Origin of the sequence: Nonomuraea sp. NEAU-A123 (assembly GCF_018603905.1) — a bacterium.
Classification (GTDB): domain Bacteria; phylum Actinomycetota; class Actinomycetes; order Streptosporangiales; family Streptosporangiaceae; genus Nonomuraea.
In genome coordinates, this window is the sequence record NZ_JAHFZZ010000002.1 from 611,200 (window position 1) to 624,103 (window position 12,904).

Annotated in this window: 10 protein-coding genes; 4 read left to right on the forward strand and 6 right to left on the reverse strand. The window is 68.8% G+C overall.

Annotated features, from left to right (window positions below; translation table 11 throughout):
- The first annotated feature begins 76 nt into the window (after window positions 1-76).
- Window positions 77-1,534, forward strand: coding sequence for an MFS transporter (locus KLK06_RS07020; RefSeq protein ID WP_250904961.1), 1,458 nt, complete (start codon window positions 77-79; stop codon window positions 1,532-1,534).
- 14 nt (window positions 1,535-1,548) lie between these two features.
- Complete coding sequence (locus tag KLK06_RS07025) at window positions 1,549-1,980, forward strand: hypothetical protein (protein WP_214634470.1); 432 nt, start codon at window positions 1,549-1,551, stop codon at window positions 1,978-1,980.
- A gap of 294 nt (window positions 1,981-2,274) precedes the next feature.
- On the opposite strand, the gene KLK06_RS07030 is transcribed toward KLK06_RS07025, so the two are convergent.
- The 6 genes from KLK06_RS07030 to KLK06_RS07055 all read right to left on the reverse strand — a co-directional run bounded on the left by KLK06_RS07030 (window position 2,275) and on the right by KLK06_RS07055 (window position 10,370).
- Window positions 2,275-2,934 (reverse strand): hypothetical protein, encoded by a 660-nt coding sequence (locus KLK06_RS07030; RefSeq protein ID WP_214634471.1) that lies wholly within the window; start codon window positions 2,932-2,934, stop codon window positions 2,275-2,277.
- A gap of 364 nt (window positions 2,935-3,298) precedes the next feature.
- Window positions 3,299-4,270 carry an ABC transporter permease gene (locus tag KLK06_RS07035; protein WP_214634472.1) on the reverse strand — a complete coding sequence of 324 codons (972 nt, stop codon included), beginning with the start codon at window positions 4,268-4,270 and terminating at the stop codon, window positions 3,299-3,301.
- Window positions 4,267-5,235 carry an ABC transporter permease gene (locus KLK06_RS07040; protein ID WP_214634473.1) on the reverse strand — a complete coding sequence of 323 codons (969 nt, stop codon included), beginning with the start codon at window positions 5,233-5,235 and terminating at the stop codon, window positions 4,267-4,269. Before KLK06_RS07040 ends, KLK06_RS07035 begins: the two co-directional genes overlap by 4 nt.
- Complete coding sequence (locus KLK06_RS07045; protein WP_214634474.1) at window positions 5,228-6,796, reverse strand: sugar ABC transporter ATP-binding protein; 1,569 nt, start codon at window positions 6,794-6,796, stop codon at window positions 5,228-5,230. Before KLK06_RS07045 ends, KLK06_RS07040 begins: the two co-directional genes overlap by 8 nt.
- Window positions 6,783-7,844: an ABC transporter substrate-binding protein gene (locus KLK06_RS07050; protein ID WP_214634475.1), complete on the reverse strand. Its 1,062-nt coding sequence runs from the start codon at window positions 7,842-7,844 to the stop codon at window positions 6,783-6,785. The genes KLK06_RS07045 and KLK06_RS07050 overlap by 14 nt, the downstream gene beginning before the upstream one ends.
- 15 nt (window positions 7,845-7,859) lie before the next feature.
- A complete protein-coding gene (locus KLK06_RS07055) occupies window positions 7,860-10,370 on the reverse strand; it encodes a PA14 domain-containing protein (RefSeq protein ID WP_214634476.1) in 2,511 nt (836 codons plus the stop codon).
- A 171-nt stretch (window positions 10,371-10,541) separates the two neighbouring features.
- Here KLK06_RS07055 and KLK06_RS07060 point away from each other — a divergent pair, with 171 nt between their 5' ends.
- Together KLK06_RS07060 and KLK06_RS07065 are read left to right on the forward strand one after the other, a co-directional pair.
- Window positions 10,542-11,342 carry a DeoR/GlpR family DNA-binding transcription regulator gene (locus KLK06_RS07060; protein WP_214634477.1) on the forward strand — a complete coding sequence of 267 codons (801 nt, stop codon included), beginning with the start codon at window positions 10,542-10,544 and terminating at the stop codon, window positions 11,340-11,342.
- Between the two features lie 65 nt (window positions 11,343-11,407).
- Window positions 11,408-12,898 (forward strand): sugar ABC transporter ATP-binding protein, encoded by a 1,491-nt coding sequence (locus KLK06_RS07065; RefSeq protein WP_214634478.1) that lies wholly within the window; start codon window positions 11,408-11,410, stop codon window positions 12,896-12,898.
- Window positions 12,899-12,904 lie beyond the last annotated feature (6 nt).

Genomic DNA, 12,904 nt, shown 5'->3' on the forward strand with positions numbered 1-12,904 from the left:
AACTGGCCCGGTCTCTCCAGTCTGGGATCCCCGCCGATCCGACGGCGTGGGTTCGCAGCACTGGAGAGGAATGTGCATGTCTGAACGTGTGGCGGTGGCCTACCGGTGGCGGTGGGTGGCGTTGGCAGCATTGCTGCTGGCCGAGGCGATGAATCTGCTGGACTCGACGATCGTGCAGGTCGCCACCCCGGCGATCCGTGCCGACTTGGGCGGGTCGGCGGCGGACATGCAGTGGTTCAGCACGGCGTACACCTTGCCGTTCGCCCTGCTGCTGATCACCGGCGGCCGGCTGGGCGACATCGCCGGTCGGCGGCGGGTCTTTCGGATCGGTGTCACCGGGTTCCTGAGCGCGTCGGTGGCCTGCGCCCTGGCGCCCTCGGTCGGGATGCTGATCGGCTTCCGCGTCGTGCAGGGCGCTGCGGCCGCGGCGGTCATTCCGCAGACCATCGGTCTGATCCGCGCCATGTTCAAGGGGAAGGAGATGTCCAAGGCCCTGGGCAGCATCGGCCCCGTCATGGGTTTGGCCGCTGTTTGCGGGCCTGTTCTCGGGGGCGTGCTGACTCACGCTGATCTGTTCGGCTCGTCATGGCGGGCGGCGTTCCTGGTCAATGTTCCGTTCTGTGTCGCTGTGCTGGCCGTCGCGCCGATCCTGGTCGAGGATCACGCGCCGGCGCGACCGAGCCTTGACCCCATCGGCACCGCGCTGGCGATGCTCGGCACCGCCCTGATCGTCTACCCGCTGATCGGGGCGGACACAGCGCACCTGTCGATGGGGGCTTGGGGCGCTATCGGCCTCGGGCTGGCCGTGGTCGCGGGTTTCGGCCTGCAGCAGCGGCGCAGTGCCGGGCTTGGCCGCAGCTCGCTGGTGGAGACCAGCCTGTTCGCACAGCGCGCTTTCCCGGCCGCGCTGGTGACGTCCACGCTGTTCTTCGCCGTGACGACCGGGCTGATGTTCGTCGTGGTCCTGCACCTGCAACTGGGATTGGGCACCGATGTACGCACCGCGGGACTGACCATGGTGCCTTGGTCGGTGTGCCTGGCGGTGTCTTCCTGGGTCGCGGGCGCGTACCTGGTTCCTCGCCATGGACGGCGGGTGATGTTCGTCGGACTGGCCACGCTGGCGCTCGGCGTGCTGGCCGCTATCGCCGCGTACCACGCGGCCGGCCCCACGGGCTATCCCACGCCGCTGCTCGGCGCCCTGGGAGTCGCGGGTCTCGGCGTCGGGATGTTCACCCCGTCGTTCTTCACCACCGCGCTGAAGCCGCTCAAGCCGCAGGAGGTCGGCTCAGCCGCCGGCCTGCTCAACGCCGTCCAGCAACTCGGCGCGACCCTCGGTGTCGCCGTCCTGGGTAGTGTCTACTTCGATGGCTCCCGATCGGGCTCGCCGGGTGGCGCGGTCCAAGTGACCTTCTGGGTCGCCGGTGGATTGCTCGCGGCGAGCTTCCTCTCCACGGTGCTCATGACACCGGTCAGCCCGCGGTTACAGGATCATCCCTCGGGGAGTAAAGAAGCTCTCCTCGACCTGGACTCATAACGGAGCGTGCTGGAATGATCACCGCTAGGATTCTCGCCATGACAACCCTCCAAGAGCTGGGCGTCCGGGTGGCGCGCCTTGAAGAGCGCGCGGACAACCAGCGAGAAGACATCACGGTCTTCGGCTCAGAGCTGTCGAAGATCATGGAGACTCAGCACAAGCACACGCTGAGGCTCGACCAAGTCGAGGTGAGACTCGACCGAGTGGACGCGAGACTCGACCAAGTCGACGCGAGACTCGACCGAGTAGAGGTGCGGCTCGACCGGGTAGAGGTGAAACTCGACGAGCACAGCAGGATCCTGGACACCCACACAGAGATTCTGGACACCCATACACAGATCCTGGACGGCCACACACAGACGCTCGACAAGCACACCCGGATGTTCGAGACGATGTTCGCCCACTTCGGCATCCCCCTCCCCGCCGAAGACCACCAGAACAACTAGCGGCCCCCACCGAACCTTGACCGGGCGACTGGTCTCGGGAGGTGAACCCGTCAGGCTGGGTCCAGAAAAAGGCACGGGGACCGTCTCTTGACGATCAGCCGGCGAGCGCGTGAGCACAGCCGCCTGATCCCCCAACGGTCCCCGCACAGTAGGGCAGCACCGGCGCGACGTACTCGCCGCTTCTCGCAAGACACCAGCGATCCGCCGCGCTGCCACCTGACCCCCAGGCACCTCTCCGGCGGTCGACTTGGCTGCGTGGAGCCCGGGGCTGGAGTGCCCCGGGCGACCCGATGCCTACTTGTCGGAGAGCAGCCGTCCGCGGAACTGCGGGTGGTCGGTCTCCCAGTAGCGCCAGCCTTCGATCCTCGACGGGATGCTCGCGATGCCGGTACCGACTCTGACCTCACTGCAGTTGTGGAGCCGTGCCCACTGTCCCCAGTGAACGCGGTAGCCGAAGACGCGGTACCACATGTTTCCGTACTTGCCGTCGCTGATCGTCCGCGTGTAGTCGTGGCCCGTGAAGATCATGTGCCTCTTCTCGAGGTGCGGAGTGACCTCCCTGGCCACCGCGCGGACGATTTCGTCGGTGGTGACCCTGGGGCCGACCGTGAGGTCGTCCTCCCTCCTGAGCTGGGTGGTCTTGGTCTTGTCGGCCTCCACGAACGCGAGCACCTCGAACTCGTGGTGGACCGAGACGGTCATCTCGCCGCCGGGACCGTCGGTGTAGCGGGTGCGCGGAATGAAGAAGTTGTGCGGCCTGAGGGAATGAACCCTGATGAAGGTTCCCGCCTCGCAGCCTCCCCCGTCTCCGACCAGGACCGGCTCGCGGAGTCTGTGGTCGAGGTGGTGGAAGCGGTCGTGCCTGGGGTCCGGCGTCGGACCATTCGCGAAGGCTGGGTTGGTCGTGGTGCCGGCAAGGGCCACGGACAGGGATCCTGCCACGGCCAGCGTCATCAGTCCTTTTGCCGAGCGCCGCCGCCGCGCCGGCCGGGTCGGTATGGCTGTGGCGTCGGTTTTGGGAGTGTGCGTGAACATAGAGGTACCGTTTCTTTTGGAGCGCGGCCAATGACCGCGGCTAACCCATTGGCCGGAAGACGGCCCATGCCTGCCCGCTGAGCGACCCAGCGTGACAGAAAAAATACTTACAGTCGCCACTGGGCTCCTCCCGCCGCCACGCCGAAAGGGATTTCCCCGGACAGGGAAAGCAAAGGTGAAAAAACATCAGTGAATGACTGACCCGGCCAGTTATCCCGCCGAACCACCAAACGCGACAGCCCCGGAAATCACCTCCCCAGGGGCCGCGCCGATGTGACAGCCGTTACGACAGTCGTTGCGCCTTGCTCAGCAGCCGCTGTGCCACCACCACCAGCGCCAGGAACGCCCCGCTGACCACCTGCTGGAAGGCCGACGTCAGGTTCCCCACCTGGTTGATCAGGCTTTGGATCACCCCCAGCAGCAGCACCCCCGCCACCGTCCCGGTGATCCCGCCCGCGCCGCCGGTCAGCAGGGTGCCGCCGATGACGACGGCGGCGATCGCGTCCAGTTCCAGCCCGATGCCCAGGATCGTGACCCCGGACGAGAGCCGGGCCGCGTTCAGCGCGCCCGCGAGGCCCGCCAGCAGGGCCGACATCACGTACACGGTCACCTTGGTGCGCGCCACGGGCACGCCCATGAGCGCCGCCGCCTGCTCGTTGCCGCCGATCGCGTAGACGTTCTGCCCGAAGCCGGTCCGCTGCAGCAGCACCATCGCGACCAGCGCCAGCGCCGCGGTGATGTACACGGGGTACGTCAGGCCGAGCAACTCCCCCTGCCCCAATGACGCAAAAGCAGGATTTTTCACCAAATAGGTGGTGGCACCCTCCTGAGAAATGGCGAGCATCAACCCCCGCACACCCAACAAACCCGCCAATGTCACGATAAAAGGAGCCATACCGGTGCGAGCTATGACGAGGCCCTGCAACAAGCCGACCACCCCGCACGCGCCCAACGGCAACGCCAGCGCCATGAGCAGGCCGTACTGGGACCCGTAGGCCGCCAGCACCCCGCCCAGCACGAACAGCGACCCCACTGACAGGTCGATCCCGCCGCTGATGATGACGAACGTCATCCCGATCGCGATGATCGCCAGGAACGACGACGAGACCACCACGCTGGCCGCGTTCCCCGCCGTGGCGAAGGAGTCGAAGGCCAGGCTGCCCACGATCACCAGCAGCGCCAGCACCATGAGCGCCCCGTGCTGCTGAAGCACCCGGCTCGCCTGCTCACGCCGTGAAGAGGCTACGGAGATCATCGGTTCGCACGCTCCCTGGTGGCGTAGACGGCGGCCAGGATGATGACCGCCTGGACCATCTGGGTCCACGACTGCGGCAGGTTGTGCTTGATCAGCGTCGCCGCGAGCAGTTGCATGAGCAGCGCGCCCATGACCGTGCTGAGCACCCTGATCCGCCCGCCGGTGAGCGGCGTGCCGCCGACCACGACGGCGGTGATCGCCGACAGCTCGATGAACAGGCCGAGCGACGTCGGGTCGCTGGCCTGCAGGCGGGCCGTCGCCAGCACCCCGGCCAGCGCCGCGAGCAGCCCGGAGATCACGTACACGATCAGTAGCACCCGTTTGACCGGCAGCCCGGACAGCTCGCTGGCCGAGCGGTTGCCGCCGATCGCGACGACCTGCCGCCCGAACGTCGTGCGCCGCACCACGAACAGCACGATCAGCGTCAGCGCCGCCGCGATCAGCACGATGACCGGGATCCCGGTCACCGAACTGCTGCCCAACGCGATCAGGTCCGGATTGCGGAACTCAACGAGCTGCGGCACCAGGACGTTCGCGATGCCGCGTACGCCGACGAGCAGCGCCAGTGTGGCCACGATCGGCTGGACGCCCACGTAGGCGACCAGGGCCCCGCCGGCCGCGCCGACGACCGCGCCGCCGATCACGGCGACGATCAGCGCGGGCAGCGCGCCGTACCCCAGGTAGAGGGCGACGAGCGCGGCGGCCAGCGCCATGACCGAGCCGACGGACAGGTCGATGCCCTGGGTGCCGATCACCAGCGCCATGCCGAGCGACACGATCACGATGGGCGTGACCTGGACGAACTGGGTGCGGAAGTTCGACGCGTCGAGGAAGTGCGGCGTGAACAGCACGTTGAACAGCAGCAGCGCCAGTACGGCCGCGTACACGCCGTAGTCCTGCACCCAGGCGAAGATCCGCGGCTTGAGGTCGGTCCGGAACGCCGGCTTCGAGGTGAGCTCAGTCATCGGACCGCTCCGCGATCGTCACCATGTCATCGGACTGCTCCGCGATCGTCGCCATGATCCTCTCCTCGGTCACCTGGTCACCGGTCAGCTCCCCGACGACCGCGCCCTCGCGCAGCACCAGGATGCGGTCGGCGCCCTCGACCAGCTCCTCCAGGTCGGAGGAGATCAGCAGCACGCCCAGCCCCTCGGCGGCCAGCTCGTCGATCAGCGCCTGCACCTCGGCCTTGGCGCCCACGTCGATGCCGCGGGTGGGCTCGTCGAGCAGCAGCACCTTGGGACGTACGGCCAGCCAGCGGGCCAGCAGCACCTTCTGCTGGTTGCCGCCGGACAGCTCCGACACGAGCTGGTTCGGCGAGGCCGCCTTGATGCGCAGCCGCCGCATGAAGATCTCGACCATCCGGTCGATCTTCGCGTCGGACACCACGCCCGCCCTGGCCAGGGAGGGCAGGGCGGCCAGGGCGATGTTCTCGCGGACGGACAGGGTCGGGACGATGCCCTCGGCCTTGCGGTCCTCGGGCAGCAGGCTGATGCCCGCCCTGATCGCCGCGGTGGTGGAGCCGCCGCGCAGCGGCAGCCCGGCCACGAGCACCTGCCCGCCGTCGAGGGGCATCGCCCCGACGATGGCCTTGGCGGTCTCGGTACGCCCCGCACCGAGCAGGCCGCCGAGACCCACGACCTCGCCGGGCCGTACGGACACGTCGATCCCGTCCAGGACGTGCCGCCGGGTGAGGCCGCGCGCCTCGACGGCCGGCGGCTGGCCGTCGGCGGCGCGGTGGCGATCGCGGGAGAACCTGGTCAGGCCGCCGGCTTTGACCTCGTTCAGGTCGCGGCCCAGCATGAGCGAGATGAGCTTGAGCCGGTCGAGCCCGGCGAGCGGCCCGGTGTGCGCGACGCGGCCGTCGCGGAGCACGGTCACCCGGTCGCACACCTGGTAGAGCTCGTCGAGCCGGTGGCTGACGTACATGACGGCGATGCCCTCGTCACGCAGCCGCCTGATCACCCCGAACAGCGTCTCGACCTCGCGCGGCTCCAGGGACGAGGTGGGCTCGTCCATGATGACCACGCGGGCGTCGACGGCCACGGCCCTGGCCAGGGCGACCATCTGCTGGGCGCCGATGCCGAGTGTCCGCAGCGGCCGCCTGACGTCGGTCTCGACGCCGTAGCCGGACAGGATCCGGGCGGCTTCGGCGTACATCCTCGTGGCGTCGATGACCCCGAAGCGGCCGCGTGGTTCGCGGCCGAGCAGCAGGTTGCGGGCGACGCTCATCATCGGGACGAGGTTGACCTCCTGGTAGATGGTGGAGATCCCGGCGCGCTGCGCGTCGAGCGGCGTGCCGAAGGCGGCGGGCGCGCCAAGGTGGCGCAACTCGCCGCCGTCGGGATGGTACACGCCGGTGAAGACCTTGATCAGCGTGGACTTGCCCGCGCCGTTCTCCCCCACGAGGGCGTGCACCTCGCCGGGGAGGAGGGCGAGATGCACACCGTCGAGAGCGAGTACGCCGGGGAAGCGCTTGCTGATCCCCTTCGCCTCGAGAACCGCTTCCAAATCAGTACGCCTCACCGAGGGAGTCCTTGGCGTTGGACGTGTCGTAGTCGCGGTCGGAGATGATCACCTTGTCGGGGATGGACTGGCCGTCGAGGAACTTCTGCGCGGTCTCGAAGGCGAGCGGCCCGAAGCGGGGGTTGGACTCGATGACCGAGTGCAACCAGCCGTCGGCGATGCCCTGGACGGCGCTACGGGTGCCGTCGACGGACACGATCTTGATGGTGCCCGCCTCCTTGCCCGCGCCCTTCAGTGCGGTGACCGCGCCGAGCGCCATCTCGTCGTTCTCCGCGTAGATGCCGTTGATGTCGGGGTTGGACTGGATGAGCTGCTCGGTGACCTGCTGGCCCTTCTCGCGGGCGAACTCGCCGGTCTGCTCGAAGGAGATCTGGATGCCCGGCGCCTTCTCCGTGATCCGCTCCTTGAAGCCGTTGGTCCGCTCGGTGGTGACGTTGTTGCCGGGCGCGCCGAGCAGGATGGCGACCTTGCCCTTGCCGGACAGGGCGTCGATCATCCGGTCGGCGGCCCGCTTGCCCTGCTCGTGGAAGTCGGAGCCGATGAACGTCAGGTAGTCGCTGCACGCCTTGGCGTTGATCTTCCTGTCGACCGTGATGATCGGCACCTTCTTGGCCGCGGCCTGCTGGAGCACCGGCTCCCAGCCGTCGGAGTTCAGCGGCGCGATGACCAGCAACTGCACGCCCTGGGCGATGAGCTGCTGCACGTCGGTGATCTGCTTGGAGAACTGCGACTGGGCGTTGGTGACCTTGAGGTTGGCGATGCCGAGCTTGGCCGCCTCGTCCTTGATCGACTTGGTCTCGGCGATGCGGAACGGGTTGGCCTCCTTCTCCGACTGGGAGAAGCCGACGGTGGCCGTCTTGAGGTCGAACTTCTTGCCGCCGAACTGGTCGAGCGTGCACGTCGGTCCCGCCGAGCCGCTGGGGCTCTGCACGACCTGCTGCCCGGCCGTGCTGGTGGCGGCGGGCGCGCTCTGCGGCTCCTCCGACTTGGCGCAGGCCGACGCGGTGAGGAGTACGGCCAGCGCCAGGCAGGCTGTCCGGAGATTCATGGGGGTTCCTTCCTATCAGGCGCAGGCCGGGGAGATCTGGTCGGTGAGCGCCTTGTTCGCGTCGTGAACCCGGGCCAGGTCGGGCTTGGTGATGGCCCTGTCATAGGTCATGAGGCCGTTGAGCTCGGTCTCGACGTCGGTGGTCTGGGTGTAGATCGCCGCGCTGAGCTGGTCGCAGGCGTGCAGCTTCTGCAATTCCTGGGCCATACCGACGTAGCGGGTGGTGAGGGCCTCGGCGTCGGGTTCGACCGCGTAGCCCCACCCGCCGCCCGACCAGGTGTGGCCGATGAGCGGGAGACCGAGGCCGCCGTACTCGCCGATCACGACCGCGCGGATGTCGGTGGGCTTGCCGGGCACGCCCGGACCGGGATAGATGTGGTAGTCCTTGACGTCGCCGTTGCCGCCGTCGCGGGCTCCGCAGCAGTTGATGCCGCTCATGTTGTTCACCAGGCGGGACGGGTCCCAGCTCTTGACCAGGTCGGCGATGCGGGCCTGGTCGTACTGGCCCCAGCCCTCGTTGAAGGGCACCCACATGATGATCGACGGGCTGCTGCGGTGCTGGTCCACCAGCTCGCGCAGTTCGGTCTCGAACTGCGGCTTGTCGCCGGTCTTGAACATGGCGGGCATGTCCTGCCAGACGAGCAGGCCGAGCTTGTCGGCGTGGTAGTACCAGCGGTCGGACTCGACCTTGGTGTGCTTGCGCACGGTGTTGAAGCCGAGCTTCTTGGTCTGGACGAGGTCGTACTTGAGCGCTTCGTCGGTGGGTGCGGTGTAGATGCCGTCCGGCCAGAAGCCCTGGTCGAGCGGGCCCATCTGGAAGACCGGCCGGCCGTTGAGGAGCATCCGGTTGTTCTCCAGCGAGATGGTGCGCATCCCGAAGTAGGACGTGATCTCGTCCTGCTTCACCCGGACCGTGAGGTCGTACAGGAAGGGCTTGTCCGGCGACCACAGCTTGGGGTTCGGCACCGGCAGCCGGAGCTCCGTGCCGACGGGGCCGGTGACCGTGCCCACGACCTTGTGGCCGTCCTTGGCCACGACCACGGCGGTGCCGGCCGAGCCCTGGACGGTGACGCGCAGCGCCTTGCCGGCGACGTCGGGCACGGTGTCGACGCGGTCGATGTGCTGCTGGGCGACGGGCTCCATCCAGACGGTCTGCCAGATGCCGGAGACGGCGGTGTACCAGATGCCGCTCGGGTCGAGCCGCTGCTTGCCGATGGGCTGCTGCCCGCTGTCGGTCGGGTCGGTGACACCGACGACGAGCTCCTGGGATCCGCCGCGCTTGAGCGCGTCGGTCACGTCCACGGTGATCCGGCCGTAGCCGCCCTTGTGCGTGCCGACCTGCTTGCCGTTGACGTAGATCGTGGCGTCCCAGTCGATCGCGTCGAGGTGCAGCAGCAGGCGCTCGCCGCTCCACGAGCGCGGAACCTCGAACGTCCTGCGGTACCACATGCGGTCCTCGTGCCGGCCGATGCCGGACAGCTGCGACTCCACCGGGTACGGGACGACGATGCGCTCGGCCAGGTCACGGCCGGTGGGGACGGCCTCGCCCGGCTTGGCGGCGGCGAACTGCCAGGTGCCGTTGAGGCTGCGCCACCTGTCCCTGACCAGTTGGGGGCGCGGGTACTCGGGCAGCGGGTTCGCCGGGTTCACGTCCTTGGACCAGCGGGTCTTGAGGATGTAGGCGGACTCGTTGGCGACGAAGGCGTAGGGGAACGCGGCGACGGGCGTGCCGTCGGCGAAGGAGAGGCCGGTGCCGTCGTAGGCGGCGCGCAGCGTGCTCCCCGCCTTAGCCGGAACCGGATATTTCAGCTTAAGCACCACCGTGTCCCGATTTTTCAGGACTACGGAGGTTACGGGCCATTTGGTGCCGGCGACTGTGAGGACCAGGTGGTCGGTCAGGTCGGCGGGCAGCGGGGCGAGCGCCTTGGCGAACGTCAGCGTGGCCAGGTCACCCGTCGAACCGACCTTCGCCTCGGTGGGCCCGGGCGGGTCGAACCCGTCCGGCGGCGTGAACGCCTCGGACGGCACGGCCACCTTCGGCTGGCTGGCGCTCTGCCAGCGCAGGTGCAGGTTCGCCCCGCCGAAGTGCTCGAAGTACTCGACCTTGATGTCGTAGTCCTTGCCCGCCTCCAGCGCGATGGGCGTGCCCACCTGCTCCCTGTCCCAGTCGTCCACCCAGTGGTCGATGACGGCCTTGCCGTCCACCCAGAGCCGGAAGCCGTTGTCGCCGATGATCGAGAACGTGTACGTCTCGGAGTGCTCGGGCCGGATCTTGCCGGTCCACCGGACGGTGACGTCGTCCTCCCTACCGGTCAGCAGCTTCAACGTCGGGTTGAGGTCGGCCAGTTCCAGACTCGGGTCCACGACGCTGGCCTTGAGCTCGCCGAAGTCGAACGCGCCGGCCGCCGAGGCGAGGTAGTAGTCGCCGCGCAGCCCGTGCCGTTCGGCCGCGGCGCCCGCCGGGGTGGGAGCCTGCCATAACACGGCCAGCAGCACGGCGATCATTGCCGCGAGTGACTTTCGCACAGAGTGTCCTTTCGCGCTGGGGCATACCAGCCGATCAAGATCGGACAGGTTATGACCCTTCCTGGGTCCCAAATAAGCATCCATGGACCGAGCCGGTCAAGATTTCCGATCAAATTCGTTCTCATATGATCAGAGGTGAGCCGGAGTTGAGCATTCGTCTATGATCGGGTCGTGAGCGACACGCAGAGCGACGGCCGCAGGCCGGTGTTCGCCGCGGAACGCCGGCAGCGCATCCTTGAGCTGGTGCGTGCCAACGGCGCCGTGTCCCTGCGCGAGCTCGCCCAATCCGTGCACTCCTCCGAGGTGACCGTCCGCCGCGACCTGCGCGCGCTGGAGTCGGAGGGCCTGCTCAACCGCCACCACGGCGGGGCCACCCTGCCCGGCGAGCTGTCGCGCGAGGCGGGCTACACGCACAAGGTCTCGCTGGAGGCCGCCGAGAAGGCCGCGATCGCCGACCTCGCCGTGGCGCTGGTCGAGGACGGCGACGCCATCGTCGTCGGGCCCGGCACCACCACGCAGGAGTTCGCCCGCCGCCTGACCAGGCACGCGGAGCTCGCCGTGGTGACCAACTCCCTGCTGGTCGCCCAGGTGCTGGCCGGCTCGCCGCGGATCGAGGTGATGCTGACCGGTGGCTCGCTGCGCGGTTCGATCCTGGCCCTGGTGGGCAGCGCGGCCGAGCACTCACTGTCCGGGCTGCGGGTGCGCCGGGCGTTCATCTCCGGCAACGGGCTCACCGCCGAACGCGGCCTGTCCACCCCCAACATGCAGGTGGCGGGTGTCGACCGGGCGCTGGCCGCGGCCGCCGAGGAGGTCGTGGTGCTGGCCGACCACACCAAGATCGGCGTCGACACGATGGTGCAGACCGTCGCCGCCGAGCAGATCGGCCATCTGGTCACCGACGAGGGCGCGCCGGGCGACGTGCTCGACGAGCTGAGCGGCAGGGGCGTCAGGCTGCACATCGCCCGCATCTGATCGAATGTGACGTTTCTGTTACTGGATTGTTTCCTTCCGCGACCACGATCGAGGCGGAGGCAAGCGTGATACAGGTGGCCGGCGTTCTCAAGACATTCCAGGGCGTGACCGCGCTGGACCACGTCACGCTCTCCGTGCGCCCCGGCGAGGTGCACGCGCTGATCGGCGGCAACGGGGCCGGCAAATCCACCCTGGTCAAGGTGCTGTCCGGCGTCTACCAGCCGGACGCGGGCCAGCTGCGATACCTGGACGAGCCCGTCAGGTTCGGCAGCCCGGCCGAGGCCAGGCGGGCCGGCATCGCCACCATCCACCAGGAGACGAACCTGGTCCCGACCATGAGCATCGCCCGCAACCTGCTGCTCGGCAGGGAGCCGCGCAGCCGCCTCGGGCTGATCGACTTCACGGCCGCCAACGCCCGCGCCGAGCAGGTCCTGGCCGAGTACGGCCTGCGTACCGACGTCCGCAAACCCCTGGGCACGCTGAGCGAGGGGGCCAGACAGCTCGTGGCGCTGGCCAGGGCGGCCACCGCCGACGCCCGCCTGGTCATCATGGACGAGCCCACCTCCGCGCTGGAGCACGCCGAGCTGGAGACGCTGTTCGGCGCGGTGGCCCGGCTGCGCGACGAGGGCCGCTCGGTCGTCTACGTCACCCATCGGCTGGAGGAGCTGTACGAGGTCTGCGACCACGTCACCGTGCTGCGTGACGGCCGCGTCGTGCACACCGGCCCGCTGGCCGGGCTGGATCGGCTCCGGCTGGTGTCGCTCATGCTCGGCCGGCCGTTCCACCCGGTGGAGGAACCGATCGAGCCCGGCGAACCGGACGAGCCGGCCGACGAGCCGGTGCTGGAGGCGAAGGGGCTCACCCGTCACCACGTGCTCGACGGCGTGTCGCTGGCGGTGCGCGCGGGCGAGGTCGTCGGCCTCGGCGGCCTGCTCGGCGCCGGGCGCAGCGAGACGGCCAGGGCGATCGCCGGTGTCATGCCGGTGGACGCGGGCCAGGTGACCGTGGCCGGGGCGGCGGCCCGCAAGTGGTCGATCAGGAGCGCCATCCGCGCCGGCGTCGGCCTCGTACCCGAGAACAGGAAGACCGAGGGCATCGTCCCCACGCTGTCGGTACGCGACAACATCGCGCTGGCCGCACTCCCCCGGCTGTCCCGGGCCGGGATCGTCTCCGACGCGCAGATCGACGGCATCGTCGAGACGTTCATGAACCGGCTCGGCATCAAGGCCGTCTCACCGCGCCAGCCCGCGGGCGAGCTGTCGGGCGGCAACCAGCAGAAGGTGCTGCTGGCCCGCTGGCTGGCCATGCACCCCAAGGTGCTGCTGCTCGACGAGCCGACCCGCGGCGTCGACGTGGCCACCAAGCTGGAGATGCAGTCGCTGCTCGACGAGCTGGCCGTGGACGGGCTGGCCATCCTGCTGATCTCCTCGGACGTGGCCGAGCTGGCGGGCAACTGCGACAGCGTGGTGGTGCTGCGCGACGGCGCGATCAGCGCGCAGCTCAGCGGCGCCGAGGTGACCGAGGACCGCCTCCTCGCAGCGCTGGCGAAGGATTAGACCCCC

Coding starts and splice junctions, on each gene's coding strand:
- KLK06_RS07020 (WP_250904961.1), top strand. CDS start 77: ATGTCTGAACGTGTGGCGGTGGCCTACCGGTGGCGGTGGGTGGCGTTG.
- KLK06_RS07025 (WP_214634470.1), top strand. CDS start 1,549: ATGATCACCGCTAGGATTCTCGCCATGACAACCCTCCAAGAGCTGGGC.
- KLK06_RS07030 (WP_214634471.1), bottom strand. CDS start 2,934: ATGACGCTGGCCGTGGCAGGATCCCTGTCCGTGGCCCTTGCCGGCACC.
- KLK06_RS07035 (WP_214634472.1), bottom strand. CDS start 4,270: ATGATCTCCGTAGCCTCTTCACGGCGTGAGCAGGCGAGCCGGGTGCTT.
- KLK06_RS07040 (WP_214634473.1), bottom strand. CDS start 5,235: ATGACTGAGCTCACCTCGAAGCCGGCGTTCCGGACCGACCTCAAGCCG.
- KLK06_RS07050 (WP_214634475.1), bottom strand. CDS start 7,844: ATGAATCTCCGGACAGCCTGCCTGGCGCTGGCCGTACTCCTCACCGCG.